At 67.4% G+C, this 16,292-nt stretch carries 15 protein-coding genes; 9 read left to right on the top strand and 6 right to left on the bottom strand.

Annotation, left to right across the window (positions count from 1 at the left end; translation table 11 throughout):
- Positions 1-17: 17 nt before the first annotated feature.
- The 4 genes from BM115_RS08805 to BM115_RS08820 are packed head-to-tail and all read left to right on the top strand — an operon-like array spanning position 18 to position 5,131.
- Positions 18-2,354, top strand: coding sequence for an FdhF/YdeP family oxidoreductase (locus tag BM115_RS08805; protein ID WP_092292738.1), 2,337 nt, complete (start codon positions 18-20; stop codon positions 2,352-2,354).
- The gene (gene fdhD / locus BM115_RS08810; RefSeq protein ID WP_092292740.1) at positions 2,351-3,238 is read left to right on the top strand and encodes a formate dehydrogenase accessory sulfurtransferase FdhD; all 888 of its coding nucleotides are present in this window, start codon (positions 2,351-2,353) and stop codon (positions 3,236-3,238) included. Before BM115_RS08805 ends, fdhD begins: the two co-directional genes overlap by 4 nt.
- Positions 3,239-3,296: 58 nt before the next feature.
- Complete coding sequence (locus tag BM115_RS08815) at positions 3,297-4,739, top strand: aminotransferase-like domain-containing protein (protein ID WP_092292742.1); 1,443 nt, start codon at positions 3,297-3,299, stop codon at positions 4,737-4,739.
- Positions 4,736-5,131, top strand: coding sequence for a helix-turn-helix domain-containing protein (locus tag BM115_RS08820; RefSeq protein WP_092292744.1), 396 nt, complete (start codon positions 4,736-4,738; stop codon positions 5,129-5,131). Before BM115_RS08815 ends, BM115_RS08820 begins: the two co-directional genes overlap by 4 nt.
- Here BM115_RS08820 and BM115_RS08825 read toward each other — a convergent pair.
- Genes BM115_RS08825 through wrbA form a run of 3 tightly spaced genes read right to left on the bottom strand, consistent with a single transcriptional unit; the run spans position 5,105 to position 7,577 of the window.
- Positions 5,105-6,538 carry an FAD-binding oxidoreductase gene (locus tag BM115_RS08825; protein ID WP_092292746.1) on the bottom strand — a complete coding sequence of 478 codons (1,434 nt, stop codon included), beginning with the start codon at positions 6,536-6,538 and terminating at the stop codon, positions 5,105-5,107. The two genes, BM115_RS08820 and BM115_RS08825, sit on opposite strands and share 27 nt — an antisense overlap.
- Positions 6,535-6,972 (bottom strand): DUF2069 domain-containing protein, encoded by a 438-nt coding sequence (locus BM115_RS08830; protein ID WP_092292748.1) that lies wholly within the window; start codon positions 6,970-6,972, stop codon positions 6,535-6,537. Before BM115_RS08830 ends, BM115_RS08825 begins: the two co-directional genes overlap by 4 nt.
- On the bottom strand, positions 6,969-7,577 hold the full coding sequence (gene wrbA, locus BM115_RS08835) for an NAD(P)H:quinone oxidoreductase (protein WP_255370744.1): 609 nt from the start codon (positions 7,575-7,577) through the stop codon (positions 6,969-6,971). Before wrbA ends, BM115_RS08830 begins: the two co-directional genes overlap by 4 nt.
- 118 nt (positions 7,578-7,695) lie before the next feature.
- Here wrbA and BM115_RS08840 point away from each other — a divergent pair, with 118 nt between their 5' ends.
- The gene (locus tag BM115_RS08840) at positions 7,696-9,078 is read left to right on the top strand and encodes a YihY family inner membrane protein (RefSeq protein ID WP_092292750.1); all 1,383 of its coding nucleotides are present in this window, start codon (positions 7,696-7,698) and stop codon (positions 9,076-9,078) included.
- 24 nt (positions 9,079-9,102) lie between these two features.
- Here the strand turns inward: BM115_RS08840 and BM115_RS08845 are convergent, their stop codons facing one another.
- The 3 genes from BM115_RS08845 to BM115_RS08855 are packed head-to-tail and all read right to left on the bottom strand — an operon-like array spanning position 9,103 to position 11,582.
- On the bottom strand, positions 9,103-9,420 hold the full coding sequence (locus tag BM115_RS08845; protein ID WP_092292752.1) for an Mpo1-like protein: 318 nt from the start codon (positions 9,418-9,420) through the stop codon (positions 9,103-9,105).
- A gap of 36 nt (positions 9,421-9,456) precedes the next feature.
- The gene (locus BM115_RS08850; protein ID WP_092292754.1) at positions 9,457-10,281 is read right to left on the bottom strand and encodes an alpha/beta fold hydrolase; all 825 of its coding nucleotides are present in this window, start codon (positions 10,279-10,281) and stop codon (positions 9,457-9,459) included.
- Positions 10,281-11,582 (bottom strand): O-acetylhomoserine aminocarboxypropyltransferase, encoded by a 1,302-nt coding sequence (locus BM115_RS08855; protein ID WP_092292756.1) that lies wholly within the window; start codon positions 11,580-11,582, stop codon positions 10,281-10,283. The genes BM115_RS08850 and BM115_RS08855 overlap by 1 nt, the downstream gene beginning before the upstream one ends.
- Before the next feature lie 223 nt (positions 11,583-11,805).
- Between BM115_RS08855 and BM115_RS08860 the strand changes: the two genes are divergently transcribed.
- The 4 genes from BM115_RS08860 to aroC all read left to right on the top strand — a co-directional run bounded on the left by BM115_RS08860 (position 11,806) and on the right by aroC (position 16,291).
- Positions 11,806-12,252 (top strand): CBS domain-containing protein, encoded by a 447-nt coding sequence (locus tag BM115_RS08860; protein WP_092292758.1) that lies wholly within the window; start codon positions 11,806-11,808, stop codon positions 12,250-12,252.
- A 155-nt stretch (positions 12,253-12,407) separates the two neighbouring features.
- Positions 12,408-14,327 (top strand): MFS transporter, encoded by a 1,920-nt coding sequence (locus BM115_RS08865; RefSeq protein ID WP_092292760.1) that lies wholly within the window; start codon positions 12,408-12,410, stop codon positions 14,325-14,327.
- Positions 14,328-14,368: 41 nt separating this feature from the next.
- A complete protein-coding gene (locus tag BM115_RS08870) occupies positions 14,369-15,145 on the top strand; it encodes a glutathione S-transferase family protein (RefSeq protein WP_092292762.1) in 777 nt (258 codons plus the stop codon).
- A gap of 30 nt (positions 15,146-15,175) precedes the next feature.
- Entirely contained in the window at positions 15,176-16,291 is a 1,116-nt protein-coding gene (aroC, locus tag BM115_RS08875) for a chorismate synthase (RefSeq protein ID WP_092292764.1), read from the top strand.
- Position 16,292: the final 1 nt, after the last annotated feature.

A 16,292-nucleotide genomic window follows, 5' to 3' on the forward strand; every position in this document is an offset into this window, starting at 1 on the left:
TTGCGAGTCGCCCCCCGATGAGTACCCCTACCCCAGAGAAGGGGCATGTTGCCCCCTACACGCACCCGGCCGCCGGCTGGGGCGCCCTGAAGCAAGTCGCAGTCAACCTGATCAAGGAGAAGGTTGGCGGCGGCAAGTACAAGACCCTGTTCAAGCAGAACCAGCCGGACGGCTTTGACTGTCCCGGCTGCGCCTGGCCTGACCGCCAGCATGCCTCGACCTTCGAATTCTGCGAAAACGGCGTCAAGGCCGTGGCCGCCGAGGCCACCAGCAAGCGCGTCACGCCCGAGTTCTTTGCCGATCACACTGTGACGGCGCTGATGGCCCAGTCCGACTTCGAACTCGAACAGCACGGCCGCCTGACCCACCCGATGGTCTACGACGCCGCCACCGACAAATACCAGCCGGTGGCCTGGCAGGACGCGTTCGCGCTGGTCGCCCAGCATCTGAACAGGCTGGACAACCCCGACGCCGCCACGTTCTACACCTCGGGCCGCGCCAGCAACGAGGCCGCGTTCCTGTTCCAGTTGTTCGTGCGGATGGTCGGCACCAACAACTTCCCCGATTGCTCGAACATGTGCCACGAGGCCACCAGCCGTGGCCTGCCGGTAACGGTGGGCGTGGGCAAGGCCACGGTGCTGCTCGACGACTTCCAGCTCACCGACGCCGTCCTCGTCTTTGGACAGAATCCGGCGACGAACCACCCGCGCATGCTGAACGAGCTGCGCGACTGCGCCAAGCGGGGCGCGGCCATCGTGTCGATCAACCCGCTCAAGGAGCGCGGACTTCAGCGTTTTACGAGCCCGCAGCACGTCTCCGAGATGGTGACGGGGCAGAGCACCAAGATTGCGTCGATGTTCGTCCGCCCCAAGCTGGCCGGCGACTTCGCGCTGATCAAGGGCCTCGGCAAGCGCGTGATCGAACTCGATGACGAAGCCATCGCCACGGGCAGCAAGCGCGTGGTGGACGTGGACTTCCTGGCCGAGCACACGGCCGGCTTCGAGGCCTTCGCGGCCGACCTGCGCGCCGAATCGTGGGCCGACATCGTGGCCGAATCGGGCGTCACGCGTGAGGACATCGACGCGCTGGCGGACGTCTACGTCAAGAGCGAGCGCACCATCGCTTGCTGGGGCATGGGCATTACGCAGCACAAGAATTCGGTCAGCACGATCCAGTTGCTGTCCAACGTGATGATGCTGCGCGGCAATATCGGCCGCCCCGGCGCCGGGCTGATGCCGGTGCGCGGGCATTCGAACGTGCAGGGCGACCGCACGATGGGTATCGAGGAACAGCCGGACGACGCCTTCCTGGATCGCCTGGGCGCCGCGTTCGACTTCGAGCCGCCGCGCGCGCACGGCCAGGACGTGGTGGCCGCCATCAACGCGATGCTGGCCGGCAAGGTCAAGGTGTTCATCGGCCTGGGCGGCAATTTCTCGATCGCCACGCCGGACACCCCGCGCACCTGGGAAGCGCTGCGCCAGTGCGACCTGACCGTGAACATCGCGACCAAGCTGAACCGCAGCCACCTCGTGATCGGCAAGGACGCGCTGCTGCTGCCGACCATCGGCCGCACCGAGATCGACCTCCAGAACGGCGTGGCGCAGGGCGTGACCGTCGAGGATTCGGTGTGCATGGTCCATATCTCCTACGGCATGAACAAGCCGGCCTCGCCGGAGCTGCTGTCCGAGACTGCCATCGTGGCCGGCATGGCCGCCGCCACGCTGGGTTCGGAGAAGGTGGACTGGCTCTGGTACGCGCAGGACTACGCGCGCATCCGCGATGCCATCGAAAAGGTCATCCCGGGCTTCGAGCGCTATAACGAACGCGTGGCGCAGCCGGGTGGCTTCCACCTGACGCCGGCCTCGCGCAACCGCGTGTGGCGCACCGCGTCCGGCAAGGCCCAGTTCCTGGTCCATGCGATCGACAAGGACACCCCGATCCAGCGCGCTCGCGCCCGCTACGGCGACGACCTGCTGGTGATGATGACCACCCGCTCGCACGACCAGTACAACACCACGATCTACGGGCTGGATGACCGCTATCGCGGCGTGTTCGGCCTGCGCCGGGTGGTGTTCATCAACGCGGCGGACCGCGCGCGGCTGGGGTTTGCCGAGGGCGAGCGCGTGGATATCACCAGTGTCTGGGAGGACGGCGTGACGCGTCATGCCAAGGACTTCCTGCTGGTGGACTACGACATCCCGACCGGCTGCCTGGGCGCTTACTACCCGGAAACCAATCCGCTGGTGCCGCTGGAAAGTATCGGCGACCGCTCGGGCACGCCGACGTCGAAGTCGATCCCGGTGCTGCTGGCCCGGGCCGCCTCGGTGCAAACGTCGGCGCAAGCGGCGGCATGAGCGAAGGGGAACTGGGCTACGCCCAGCGGCAGGTCGCCCGTCACAAGGGCGACGCCCGCACGGTCGACCTGGACTATGTGGCCGAGGAAGTGCCGGTGGCGCTGGTCTACAACGGCATCTCGCATGCCGTGATGATGGCCACGCCGCTGGACCTGGAAGTGTTCGCGGTCGGCTTCTCGCTGACCGAAGGCATCGTGGACAGCATCAAGGAGATCTACGATGTCGAGGTGCAGCCGGCTTGCGGGACCGATGACCTGGATGGCATAAGCGGCATCGAGGTCCGCATCGAAATCAGCCAGCGCGCGTTCATGGCGCTGAAGGACCGCCGCCGCTCGCTGGCCGGCCGCACTGGCTGTGGCGTGTGTGGCGTGGAAAGCCTGCAACTGCTTGACCTCCAGCCCGTGCCGATGCCGGTACCGCGCCACCGCATCGTGCCGTCGCGCGAGGTGATCCAGCGCGCCGCCGCCGGCCTGCCGGCCCACCAGATGCTGATGCGCACCACCGGCGGCGTGCATGCCGCCGCCTGGTGCGGGCCCGATGGCGAGGTGCTCCACGCTTTCGAGGATGTGGGGCGGCACAACGCCATGGACAAGCTGATCGGCCACCTGGCCCGGCGCCGCGTGGTGATGGACGAGGGCTTCGTGTTCCTGTCCAGCCGCGCCAGCTACGAGCTGGTGCGCAAGGCCGCGCGCATGCATATCCAGATGCTGGCGACGATCTCGGCGCCCACCTCGCTCGCCATCCGCATCGCCGAGCAGGCCGGGCTGCGGCTGCTGAGCTTTTGCCGGCAGGACGGCTTCGTCGAGTACACGTCGCCGCCCGGACAATCCCAATCCGTATTACGATCTGAGCCGCTGGCAGCGGCGGCCCAGGTGACCGAATAGGGCAGCCCCACCCCCGCCAGCGTTCCGATGAACCCTGACGTGGCGAAAGGTTGGCGGTGTGACCCTGTATGAAAAGCTCGCGGCCGAGATCGAGGCGCTGGTGCAGCAAGGCGTGCTGCTGCCCGGCGAGAAGATTCCGTCGGTCCGGCAGGCCGCCCAGCATCATCGCCTGAGCATTACCACGGTCATCCGGGCCTATCTGCTGCTGGAGTCGCGCGGCATGCTGGAGAGCCGGCCGCAGTCCGGCTACTTCGTGCGCGCCCGGCCCGGCGAGCCGGCCATCGACCTCCAGCCGACCCGCCCGGCGGCCCGCCCGTCGCCGGTGGACGTGAGCGCGCTGGTGCTGTCCACGCTGCGCTCGATCCGCGCCGATGACGCCATCCCGCTCGGCTCCCCCTATCCCGACGCCAAGCTGTTCCCGTGGCAGCGGATCATCCAGTACGCCAACGCCATCGGCAAGCGCTACGAGTCGTGGAGCCTGCTGGACGACCTGCCGCCCGGCTCGCCCCAGTTGATCCGCCAGATCACGCGGCGCTACCTGGAAAACGGCCAGGCGGTGGACCCGAACGAGGTGATCGTGACGATTGGCGCCACCGAGGCCATCAACCTGTGCCTGCAGGCGGTGGCCAAGCCGGGCGACACCATCGCCGTGGAATCGCCGACTTACTATGCGATGCTGCATGCCATCGAACGGCTGGGCATGCGCGCCGTGGAGGTCGCGACGGACCCCGTGGAAGGCATCGACGTGCAGGCGCTGGCCCGCCTGTTCGACGAGCGGCCCGTGGCTGCCTGCATGGTCATGCCGAATTTCCAGAATCCGCTCGGCTTCCAGATGTCGGACGAACGCAAGCAGGCACTCGTCAAATTGCTAACCGAGCGCGACATTCCGGTCATCGAGAACGATGTCTATGGCGAGCTGTATTACGGCGATGCGCATCCCACCTCGCTGAAGACCTACGACAAGGCCGGCATCGTGCTGCACTGCTCGTCGTTCTCCAAGACGCTGACCAACGCCTACCGCATCGGCTGGGCGCTGCCGGGGCGCTACCGGGATCAGGTGGAGCGGCTCAAGTTCCTGAACACGCTGACCACGCCGGCGATTCCCCAGCTAGCCATCGCCGAATTCCTGAAGAACGACGGCTACGACTACCACCTGCGGCGCGTGCGCAAGACCTATGCGCAGCAGGCCAATATCATGGCGGCGGCGGTGCGGCGCTTCTTCCCGGCCGGCACGCGGGTGTCGCGGCCGGCCGGCGGCTATGTGCTCTGGGTGGAGTTGCCCGAGGGCGTGGACGCCATGGCGCTGTACCACGCGGCACTGGAGCGGCGGATTACCGTGGCGCCGGGGCACATCTTCTCGCCCGTGCCCACGTACACGCATTACATCCGCCTAAACTACAGCAGCGCATGGTCGGCCGAGGTGGAAGCGGCCGTGGTGACGCTGGGCAAACTGGTGACGTCGCTCGCAGAAGCGGCGCCAGACAAGGAGACAAGCGCATGAACCAAGAAGAAGATACCGGGAACGACGGCGCCGATGCCGATGAGGACACGCTCGATCCGGTACTGGCCGGCATCCTGGCTGCCCTGTGGCAGGCGGCCCGGGAGCCCGGTGGCGGGCCGCTCTCGCTGGCCCGCCTCAGCAAGCGCGCATCAGTGCAGATGAGCGTGCTGCGGCGCGTGCTGACGCAACTGGCCGAGGCGGACCTGGCTGAAGCCGAGATCGACGAGTCAGGCCGGGGCACCGCCCAGCTGACCGCCGAGGGTCGCGCGCTGTGCGACGAGCTGTTCGAGACCCCCGGCGCGCTGCCCGATCTGGATTCGTTAGAGGATCCAGAGGATTCCGATGACGATGAAGACGCGGGCCGGTCAGAGCACCTTCCCCGGATTCATTAGCCCCTGCGGGTCCAGCGCCTGCTTGATGGCGCGCATCATCCCCAGTTCCACCTCGCTCTTGTAGCGCCGGTTCTCCTCGCGCTTGAGCTGGCCCAGGCCATGCTCGGCCGAGATCGACCCATTGTGCGACTGCACGCTGTTGTGGACGATCAGGTTGATGGCGTCCTGATGGATCAGGAACTGCTCGTGATCCACCCCCACCGGCGGCGACACGTTGTAGTGCAGGTTGCCGTCGCCCAGATGCCCGAAGGTGACCATGCGGGCGCCCGGGAAGGCGTCCTGCACCAGCGCGTCCGTGGTCTCGATGAAGTCCGCCACGCGCGAGACCGGCACGGCAATGTCGTGCTTGATGTTCTTGCCTTCCTCGACCTGCGCCATCGGGATGTGCTCGCGCAGGTTCCAGAAATCGCGCGACTGCTGCACGGACTCGGCCACCACGGCGTCCGTGACCACGCCGGCCTCGAAGGCCGCTTCCATCATCGTCTCGAAGATCGCCCGGGCGTGTTCCTCGCCCTCGCTGTCGGACAGCTCCAGCAGCACCAGTTGCGGATGGGCCTCTGTGAAGGGGTAGCGCAGTTGCGGGTAGTGCTTGCGCACGAGGTCCATGCACATCGCGGACATCAGCTCGAAGCCGGTGAGCATGGCGCTGGCGTGGGACTGGGCGATGGCCAGCAGCGCCAGCGCGGCGCGCGGGCTCTGCACAGCCGCCAGCGCCGTCACGCGCGCGCGGGGCAGCGGGTACAGCTTCATGACCGCCGCCGTGATGATGCCGAGCGTGCCTTCAGCGCCGATAAACAGGTCGCGCAGGTCGTAGCCGGTGTTGTCCTTGCGCAGGCCGCGCAGGCCCTCCCAGATTTCGCCCTTGGCCGTTACCACCTCCAGCCCCAGGCACAGTTCGCGCGTGTTGCCGTAGCGCAGCACCGCCGTGCCGCCCGCGTTGGTAGACAGGTTGCCCCCAATCGTGCAGCTGCCCTCGGCCGCCAGGCTCAGCGGGAACAGGCGGCCATGCTCGCGCGCCACGTCCTGCAACTGCTGGAGGATCACGCCGGCTTCGACGGTAATCGTGTTGTTGAGCGGGTCCACATGGCGCACCCGGTTCATCCGTTGCAGCGACAGCACCACCACGCCAGCGGCTGCCGCCGGGCCAGCCTCGGGCGTGGCGCCGCCGCACAGGCCGGTGTTGCCGCCCTGCGGCACCACGGCCAGCTTGTGGGCGTGGCAGGCGTGGACCAGCGCGGCCACTTCCTCGGTGCTGCCGGGGCGCAGCACGGCCACGGCGTCGCCGGTGTAGCGCTGGCGCCAGTCGGTCAGATAAGGGGCCTTGTCGGCGGCCTCGGTAAGCACGTGTTGCGGGCCGACTGCGGCGCGGCAGAGGTCGAGGAACGAATCCAGGTGCGGAGCGGTCATGGTCGGGTGTCGGGGGAGGGGGAGGGGGGCTGGATGGCTTGCTGCCGTGCCCGCGCGCGACGCTTGTACGGGCGCAGATAGAGGATGGTGCTGAAGAAGAACACCAGCGTCAGGGCGACTTCGGCCCAGGCCAGCAGCGACGACGGCGCGCGGTCGCTGGTGGCGCGCACGATGCCTTCGGTGAAATAGAGCAGGATCAGCATCGACGACCACTGCATCGTGTACCGGTTGCGCGCCAGCACGCCGCGCAGCACCGGGAGCAGGAAGACGAACTTGAGGATCAGCCACGAGCCGCCGGGGCGCAGCGGGGCGAGGAACCACTCCCAGGCGATGCACAGCGCCACCAGCGCCAGCAGGCTGGTTACGCTGACGCGCCAGAGCGCCGGGCTGTGGAGGTCGCCGTCACCCTGGCTGCCGTTGCGCGGCGCGGTCATCGTGACCCTCCGGCCAGCTTCAGCGCCGTCTCGGCCAGCCGCCGGCCCATGGCCGTGGCCAGCGCGGCTTCCTGGTCGGTGACCGGGCCGTGGTTGTCCACAAAAGCATGGTGGCTCGGGCCGTAGGGGGTGCCGCCGGCCGTGGTGGTCATCAGGCCGGGCTCCGAATAGGGCAGGCCCATGACCAGCATGCCATGGTGGAACAGCGGCAGCATCATCGACAACAACGTGGTTTCCTGGCCGCCGTGCAGGCTGCCGGTGGCGGTGAATACACAGGCGGGCTTGCCGGACAGTGCGCCGGACAGCCACTGGGCCACGGTGCCATCGAGGAAATATTTCATCGGCGCGGCCATATTGCCGAACCGCGTGGGGCTGCCCAGTGCCAGCCCGGCGCATTCCTCGAGGTCGCGCAGCTCGGCGTACGGGGCGCCTTCGGGCGGGATGTCGGGCGCGGTGGCCTCGCAGACGGTGGACACCGGCGGCACGGTGCGCAGCCGGGCATGAGCGCCGGGCACGCTGTCGATGCCGGTGGCGATCAGGTCGGCGAGTTTGCGGGTGCTGCCGTGACGGCTGTAGTACAGGACCAGGATGGGGAGGGCGGCCAAGGTATCGCGGAGTCGGTGCTCAGTCGTGGATCGGGAGGGGGCGGCCCGGACCGGCACCGCGAAACAATGCGCGTATTATAGTTGTGCCCCGCTATAAGACTCAGGAGCTAGCCCCCGCATGACCGCCGCACGTATCGCCCGCCTGCGCAGGGAGTGGAATTTGCAGAAGGTGCGCGCGCTCGCGCGCTACGCCTTGCGCCGCGCCGGCGAGGACCGCCTGCCCCAGGTGTCCGCCAGCCTGACCTTCACCACCGTGCTGGCCGTGGTGCCGGTGCTGACCGTGGCGTTCGCGCTGCTGGCCGCGTTTCCGGTGTTCCGGGACTTCCGGGGCCAGATCGAGACCTTCCTGTTCCAGAACCTGATTCCGGGCGGCAATGTCAGCGATTCGGTCTCGCGCTACCTCGGCCAGTTCTCCAAGAGCGCGCGCGGGCTGACCGCGCTGGGCCTGGCTGGCCTGATGGTGACGTCGGTGCTGACGATGCTGACCGTGGAGGATGCGCTGAACGCTATCTGGCGCGTCAAGCGGCGCCGGCCGCTGGCGCAACGGGTGCTGGTGTTCTGGGCCGTGCTGACGCTGGGCCCGGTGCTGATCGGCGCCAGCCTCTCGGTCAGCTCCTACCTGATTTCGGTGTCGATGGGCTACGTCGGCTCCATGCCGATGGGCATGGGGCTGATGGTCAGCACCGTGCCGGTGATGCTCTCGGCGCTGGCCTTCGCCTTCCTCTATATGGCCGTGCCGTACGCCTATGTGGACTGGCGCGATGCCATCGTGGCCGGTGTGGTGGCCGCCGTGGCCTTCGAGGTGGCCAAGCGCGTGTTCGGCTACTTCATCACCCATATTCCGACCTACACGGCGGTCTACGGCACCTTCGCGGTCCTGCCGCTGTTCCTGCTGTGGATGTACGTGAGCTGGCTGGTCACGCTGCTCGGGGCGACCATCGCCGCCAACCTGCCCGTGATCCGGGAAGGCCACTGGCGCCGCCGCACCTTCGCCGGCAGCGAGTTCTTCGATGCGCTGGGCATCCTGCTGCTGCTCTACCGCGCCCGCGACGAAGTGCCGCGCAGCGTGGGCGAACTCGACATGGGGCGCAAGCTGCGGATGGAGGCCGACTACCTGGCCAGCCTGCTCGGCAAGCTCAAGACCCTGCACCTCGTGGGCAAGCTCCAGCAAGACCGCGGGCAGGCGCACTGGGCGATGCTTTGCGACCCATCCCAGGTGACGCTGCGCACGCTGTACGACCGCCTTGTGCTGAACCTCGCGCGCCTGCCGCGCACGGCGCTGGCGCACCAGTTGCAAGGCGTGGACCTGCTCCGTTCGATGCTCGACAACCCCCAACTGGACCAACCGCTCGAAGCCGTGTTCCGCCAGCAGTTGCTGACGCCAGCCGCCAACGAGGCGGCGGAGGCCAGTGGCGGCACTGGCGATACCGGAGAGGAGGGGGGCGGCCCGCAGCGCCGCACGCTCGAGGTGGTGCCGCCCGGCTGGCACGGGCAGGTCTGAGCCAGCTGCTAGGTCGGATTCCAGCTAGAACGGAATCCGACCGCGCAGGATGTCCGCGTACATGACCCAGTCGCCCATCAGGCTGTAGAACGGGTGCCGGAACGTGGCGGGCCGGTTCTTCTCGAACCCGAAGTGGCCCACCCAGGCAAACGCATAGCCGGACACCACGGCACCCAGCAGCCACCACGCGTTGCCGGTGACCACCAGCGCCACCAGACAGGCCAGCGCCACCGTCGACCCCACGAAATGGAGGCGGCGGCAGGTACGGTCCCGGTGCTCGTTCAGGTAATACGGATAGAACGCGGCAAAGCTCTCGAATTCGCGGCTGTGGGTTTGCGCCATGGTCGTCTCCGGCATCGGTGTTGTTATGGTTCCAGTCTAGGTGCTCGCCACAACCTTGCGCGCGAAGGCGGCCAGCGTATCGAGCACCTCGTCCGGCTTCTCGCCCATCATCGCGTGACCGCTTGGCACCGTGACCACGGTGGCGCTGCGCATCCGGCCGGCCAGCGCCTGGGCAGCCTTCGGCGACGTCATCATGTCCTTCGACCCCATCACGAATACCGCCGGGCAGGTCACGGCGGCAGCCGCTTCCTCGCCATGCGCGTAGCCGTTGCAGGCCGAAAAATCGGTGTGGAACACGTGCGCGCCCGGGTTGCGCGCCGCCACGCGCTCCATCAGCCGCTGGCTGCCGCCATGCATCCAGGCGCCGGGCCCGGGCGACGACGGCTTGCTGGCGAGGCTCGAGATCGACCACTGGTTGACCATGGCGATGGCCTCGTCCTCGCGGTGGAGCGCGGCGTCGAGCAGGGCATCGGACACCTTCATCGGATAGGCCGTGGCCAGCAGCCCGATGGCGCGGACGGCTTCCGGGTGACGTGCGGCGCACTCCAGGGCGATCAGTGATCCCATGCTGTGGCCGAAGACCAGGGCCGGCGCCTTGACGCCGGCTGCCGCCACCAGCGCCATGACCCAGTCGGCCATGTCTTCCACGCGGGTCAGCGGGGCGCCCTGACTGCGGTTGTGGCCGGGCAGGTCCACCGCCAGCACGCCAAAGCCATGGCTGGCGAACCAGCGCGTCTGGAGCCCCCAGACGCTGTGGTCGTTCTGCGCGCCGTGCACGAACACGGCGCAGGGCAGGGCGGGATCGAACGGCTTGCCGCCGGTGTAGGCATAGGCCGGATGGCCCGAGACGGTCAGTTCCATCAGGCTTTTCCTCCCATGGCTTTCTCGGCGGCCTTCAGGCCGCGCTTCAGGTCGTCGATCAGGTCATCCGGGTCCTCGAGTCCGATCGACAGCCGGATCGTGCCCTCGCCGATGCCGGCCGCGCGCAGGGCGTCGGCATCCATGCGGAAGTGGGTCGTGGAGGCGGGATGGATTACCAGCGAGCGCGCATCCCCGACGTTGGCAAGGTGCGAGAACAGCGAGAGGCTCTCGATAAAGCGCTGCCCGGCCGCGCGGTTCGCCTTGAGGTTGAAGCTGAACACTGCCCCGCAGCCGCGCGGCAGCAGCCGCTTGGCCAGTGCGTGGTCGGGGTGGGATTCCAGTTCCGGGTAGGCCACCGACTCGACCATCGCGTGCCCGGCCAGGAACTGCACCACGCGGCGGGTGTTGTCCACGTGCCGGCTCATGCGCAGCGGCAGCGTCTCGATGCCCTGGAGCAGCTGCCACGCCGCCATCGGGTTCATGCAGGCACCGAAGTCGCGCAGGCCCTCGCGCCGGGCGCGCAGCAGGAACGGCGCCACGGTGCTTTCCTCGGTAAACACCATGTTGTGGAAGCCCGGATAGGGCTCCGACAGCTCGGGAAAACGCCCCGAAGCCTCGAAATCGAACGTGCCGCCCTCGGACAGCACGCCGCCGATCGTCGTGCCATGCCCGCCCAGGAACTTGGTGGCCGAGTGGTACAGCAAGCCGGCGCCATGGTCGAACGGGCGCAGCAGGTAGGGCGTGGTGAACGTGGAGTCGACCAGCAGCGGGATCTTGTGGTCCTGGCCGATCTGCGCCACGGTTTCGATGTCGAGCACGTCGAGGCCCGGATTGCCCAGCGTCTCGCCGAACAGCAGCCGCGTCTCGGGGCGGATGGCGGCGCGCCAGGCGTCCATGTCGCGCGGATTGACGAAGGTGGTCTCGATGCCGAAGCGGCGCAGCGTGTAGTGCAACAGATTGTGCGAGCCGCCATAGAGCGCCGTGGATGCCACGATATGGGAGCCGGCCCCCATCAGCGTGGCCACGGCCAGGTGCAGCGCGGCCTGGCCGGATGCCGTGGCGATGGCCCCGGCGCCGTTCTCCAGGGCCGCCACGCGCTCCTCGAACACCGCCACCGTGGGGTTGCTGATGCGGGAATACACGTGCCCGGCGCGTTCCATATTGAACAGCGACGCGGCATGCTCGCTGTCCCGGAACACGAAGGAGGTGGTCAGGTGGATCGGTGTGGCGCGGGCCCCGGTGGTGGGGTCCGGGGCGGCGCCGGCGTGCAGGGCCAGCGTGTCGAATCGGGTACCGGACATGGTGAGTTCGCTTGTAGTGGCTGTTGTAGGCGGCAGGTTGTCTCCGTCCGGCATCGTAGCACCGTGCGCCGCCCTGGCAATGGGGAGGATTCTGAAAACGCATTGAGACTGGCTGAGACTTGCCGCCTTTACGAGAGACGGCGGTTTGGGTAGGATCGCCGCATCGGCCAACTCTGGCCACAGACCAGAACCAGCCTCGACACCGGGCAGCGGAGACACCACCATGAAAGTCAGCGACATCCTGCAGATCAAGGGCAATACGCTCTACACCGTCACGCCGGATGCGTCCCTGCTGGTGGCCATCAACACCATGGCCGAGCACGACATCGGCTCGCTGGTGGTCATGGAATATGGCGATCTGGTCGGCATGCTGACGTTCCGGGAGCTGATCGAGACGCTGGCGGCCAACCACGGCACGCTCGGCACGCACAGCATCCGCAAGGTCATGGACGACGCGCCGCTGACCTGCACGCCGGAAACGGACGTCAACGAGGTGCGCCGCATGATGCTGGAGCGCCACACCCGCTACCTGCCGGTGCTCGACAACCGCACGCTGATGGGCGTGATCTCGTTCTACGACGTGGCCAAGGCGGTGGTGGAGGAGCAGGGCTTCGAGAACCGCATGCTCAAGGCCTATATCCGCGACTGGCCCGAGGAAAAGACCGACTGAACGCGGTCTGGCCCGGGCTGGCGGGCCCGGCGGCGATTTAACAGAAGTTTTATTGCCTGCACTCCAGACTGTTGGCATGATGGCGGCGAACTGATGCCCCGGCGGGTCCGGGGTCCATGAAGTCCGCCGAGCGGCCTCCGCCCGCTTCCGTCTGCATGAGCCAACACAGCCAGCCAAGCCAGCACAGTCAGTTTCGCCTGTTGCGCGAACGCCGTTTCGCGCCGTTCTTCTGGACCCAGTTTCTCGGGGCCATGAACGACAATGTCTTCAAGGTCGCCTTCACCTCGCTGGTGACCTATCACACGGCCCTGTTCGACGGCGTCGATGCGCGCAGCGCGGCGTTCCTGATCTCGGCCATCTTTATCGCACCCTTCGTCCTGTTTTCCGCCACCAGCGGCCAGATTGCCGACAAGATCGAGAAATCGCGGCTGATCCGGCTCGTGAAGTCGCTCGAGATCGCCATCATGGTGCTGGGGCTGGCCGGCTTTGCCTGGCACAGCGCGCCGCTGTTGTACTTCGGTACATTCCTGATGGGCCTGCATTCCACGCTGTTCGGCCCGGTGAAGTTCGCGTACCTGCCGCAGCACCTGGACCAGCAGGAACTGGTGGGCGGCAACGGACTGGTGGAGATGGGTACCTTCGTCGCCATCCTGATCGGCACGCTGATCGGCGGGGAGTTGGCCGGTGTGATGCGCGGCGGCGCCGTGGTGGGGCCGCTCTACGTGGGCATCGCCTGCGTGGTGATCGCCGTAGCGGGGCGGGTGGTGTCGCAGGGCGTGCCGGTTTCGCCGCCGCCCCAGCCGGACCTGCGCATCAACTGGAACCCGCTGACCGAGACGTGGCGCAACCTGATGCTTGCGCGCGAGCGGCGCACGGTATTCCTGAGCCTGCTCGGCATTTCCTGGCTCTGGTTCCTCGGCGCCACCTTCCTGACCGCCTTTTTCAGCTTCGCCCGCGACGTGCTCGGCGGAGACCAGAACGTGGTTACGCTGCTGCTGGCGATGTTCTCGATCGGCATCGGCATCGGCTCCCTGCTGTGCGAGCGGCTGTCCGGCCGCACCGTGGAGATCGGCCTCGTGCCGTTCGGCTCCATCGGCATGACCGTGTTCGCCGTGGACCTGTACCTGGCCAGTAACGGCCAGTCGGCCGGCGCCACGCTGAGCGGCATCGGCGGTTTCCTGGACGATACGCGCCATTGGCGCGTGCTGGTGGACCTGTTCCTGCTGGCCATGTTCGGCGGCTTCTATAGCGTGCCCCTGTATGCGCTGATCCAGAGCCGCTGCTTGCCTACGCACCGGGCGCGGATCATCGCGGCGAACAACATCCTGAACAGCTTCTTCATGATCGCCGCGTCGCTGCTCGGCGTGGGCATGGCGCTGGCCGGCTACAGCATCCCGCAGCTGTTCCTGGTGGTGGGGCTGCTCAATGCCGTGGTGGCCATCTATATCTATACGCTGGTGCCCGAGTTCCTGCTGCGCTTCATCGCCTGGATTCTGGTCCACACCATCTACCGGCTGCGCCGGATCAACGCCGACCGGATTCCCGAGCACGGCCCCGCCGTGCTTGTCTGCAACCACGTGAGCTTTGCCGACGCCGTGGTGCTGATGGCGGCCAGCCCGCGCCCGGTGCGCTTTGTGATGGATCACCGGATCTTCAAGGTGCCGCTGCTGTCGTGGTTCTTCCGGCAGGCCAAGGCGATTCCGATCGCGCCAGCGCACGAGGACCCCAGGATGCTCGAGCGCGCCTACGACGCCGTGGCCGCCGCACTTGAGGACGGCGACCTCGTCTGCATCTTCCCCGAAGGCAAGATCACGGCTACCGGCGACATCAACCCGTTCAAGGGCGGTGTGCAGCAGATCATCCGCCGCACGCCGGTGCCCGTGGTGCCGATGGCGCTGCGCGGGCTGTGGGGCAGCTTTTTCTCTCGCAAGGGCGGAGTGGCCATGTCGCGCCCGTTCCGGCGCGGCATCCTGAGCCGGCTCGAACTCGTGGTGGGGGAACCCGTGGCGCCCGAGGCCGCATCGGCGGAAGGGCTCCAGCAGATGGTGCTGGCCTTGCGGGGCGACTGGAAATAGGCGCAATACGACGACACGACGATACGACGAGCCCAACGACAATGATCACGCTCTATACCTTCGGCCCTGCCTTTGGCCTGCCCGACGCCAGCCCGTTCGTCATGAAGGCCGAACTGCTGCTGAAGCTGGCAGGGCTGCCGTACCGCACCATGCCGGGCAACCTGCGCCGCGCGCCCAAGGGCAAGCTGCCTTACCTCGACGACATGGGGCGCATCGTCGCGGATTCGACGATGATCCGCTGGCATATCGAGAAGACCTATCACGTGGACTTCGACGCGGGGCTGTCCGAGGCCGAGCGCGGGGTGGCCTGGGCCGTGGAAAAGCTGATGGAAGACAACCTCTACTGGGCCGTGGCCCGCGTGCGCTGGCTCGATGACGCCAATTTCGAGCGCGGCCCGGCCCAGTTCTTCCAGCGCGTGCCGGCACCGGTGCGCGGGATCGTGACCACGCTGGTCAAGCGGCGCGTACGCCAGATGCTCTGGGCGCAGGGCCTCGGCCGGCATTCGGACGAGGAGGCTGACGCCATGGCAATCCACGGCGTGACGGCCATCGCCAACATCCTTGGCGACAAGCCCTACCTGCTGGGCGATGCGCCATGCGGCGCCGACGCCACCTTGTTCGCGTTCAGCGCCAGCCTGCTCAGCCCCGTGTTCGAGACGCCAATCCGTACGGCGGCGTCGGCGCACGCCAATCTGACCGCCTATCTGGCACGGATGCGGGCGCGTTTCTATCCCGATTTCGTCGGCAGCGGGGTGTTCGCGCCCATGTCCGAATCCCCGGCGGCGCCGACAGTGGCCGCCAATGGCCTTACAATGTAGGCCGTCCCCAATTCCAGCGCGGTTTCCATCATGTCCGGCAATACCCTCGGCCTGCTCTTCACAGTCACCACGTTCGGCGAATCGCACGGGCCCGCGATTGGCGCGGTGGTCGACGGCTGCCCGCCGGGCCTTGCCCTGACGGAAGCCGATATCCAGGGCGACCTGGACCGCCGCAAGCCCGGCACCTCGCGCCACGTGACGCAGCGCCAGGAGGCCGATCAGGTGGAAATCCTGTCCGGCGTGTTCGAGGGCAAGACCACGGGCACCCCGATCTGCCTGCTGATCCGCAACACCGACCAGCGCAGCAAGGACTACGGCAATATCGTCGAGACCTTCCGGCCGGGCCACGCCGACTACACCTACTGGCACAAGTACGGCATCCGCGACTATCGTGGCGGTGGCCGTTCGTCGGCGCGGCTGACTGCCCCCGTGGTGGCGGCCGCCGCCGTGGCCAAGAAATGGCTGCGCGAACAGTACGGCACCGAGATCCATGGCTACATGTCCCAGCTTGGTGAGGTGGAAGTGCCGTTCCAGGACTGGAAGCACGTGCCCGAGAACCCGTTCTTCTCGCCCAATGCGGACATCGTGCCGGAACTCGAAACCTATATGGATGCCCTGCGCCGCGACGGTGACTCGGTCGGCGCGCGTATCGAGGTGGTGGCCAGCGGCGTGCCGGTTGGTCTGGGCGAGCCGCTATTCGACAAGCTCGACGCGGACATCGCCCACGCGATGATGGGCATCAACGCGGTCAAGGGCGTCGAGATCGGCGCCGGCTTCGCCAGCGTGGCCCAGCGCGGGAGTGTTCATGGCGACGAACTGACCGGCGAGGGCTTCCGGTCGAACAATTCGGGCGGCATGCTCGGCGGCATCTCCACCGGGCAGGACATCACCGTGTCCCTGGCCATCAAGCCGACGTCGAGCATCCGCACGCCGCGCGAGTCGATCGACAAGGCCGGCCAACAGGCGACTGTGGAAACGTTTGGTCGTCATGATCCGTGCGTGGGCATCCGCGCCACGCCGATCGCCGAGGCGATGCTCGCGCTGGTGCTGATGGATCACGCGCTGCGCCACCGCGCCCAGTGCGGCGATGTGCGCGTGGAGACGCCGCGTATCGCGGCACACCTGCCGACCCCCGACAAGTCCTGAC

This window comes from Cupriavidus sp. OV096, assembly GCF_900115455.1.
GTDB lineage: Bacteria > Pseudomonadota > Gammaproteobacteria > Burkholderiales > Burkholderiaceae > Cupriavidus.

Excerpts from the sequence above, each read along its gene's own strand:
- BM115_RS08830 (WP_092292748.1), bottom strand. The coding sequence starts at position 6,972 with ATGACCGCGCCGCGCAACGGCAGCCAGGGTGACGGCGACCTCCACAGC.
- BM115_RS08865 (WP_092292760.1), top strand. The coding sequence starts at position 12,408 with ATGAGCCAACACAGCCAGCCAAGCCAGCACAGTCAGTTTCGCCTGTTG.
- BM115_RS08850 (WP_092292754.1), bottom strand. The coding sequence starts at position 10,281 with ATGGAACTGACCGTCTCGGGCCATCCGGCCTATGCCTACACCGGCGGC.
- fdhD (WP_092292740.1), top strand. The coding sequence starts at position 2,351 with ATGAGCGAAGGGGAACTGGGCTACGCCCAGCGGCAGGTCGCCCGTCAC.
- BM115_RS08855 (WP_092292756.1), bottom strand. The coding sequence starts at position 11,582 with ATGTCCGGTACCCGATTCGACACGCTGGCCCTGCACGCCGGCGCCGCC.
- BM115_RS08845 (WP_092292752.1), bottom strand. The coding sequence starts at position 9,420 with ATGGCGCAAACCCACAGCCGCGAATTCGAGAGCTTTGCCGCGTTCTAT.
- BM115_RS08840 (WP_092292750.1), top strand. The coding sequence starts at position 7,696 with ATGACCGCCGCACGTATCGCCCGCCTGCGCAGGGAGTGGAATTTGCAG.
- BM115_RS08860 (WP_092292758.1), top strand. The coding sequence starts at position 11,806 with ATGAAAGTCAGCGACATCCTGCAGATCAAGGGCAATACGCTCTACACC.
- BM115_RS08820 (WP_092292744.1), top strand. The coding sequence starts at position 4,736 with ATGAACCAAGAAGAAGATACCGGGAACGACGGCGCCGATGCCGATGAG.
- aroC (WP_092292764.1), top strand. The coding sequence starts at position 15,176 with ATGTCCGGCAATACCCTCGGCCTGCTCTTCACAGTCACCACGTTCGGC.
- BM115_RS08870 (WP_092292762.1), top strand. The coding sequence starts at position 14,369 with ATGATCACGCTCTATACCTTCGGCCCTGCCTTTGGCCTGCCCGACGCC.
- BM115_RS08825 (WP_092292746.1), bottom strand. The coding sequence starts at position 6,538 with ATGACCGCTCCGCACCTGGATTCGTTCCTCGACCTCTGCCGCGCCGCA.
- BM115_RS08805 (WP_092292738.1), top strand. The coding sequence starts at position 18 with ATGAGTACCCCTACCCCAGAGAAGGGGCATGTTGCCCCCTACACGCAC.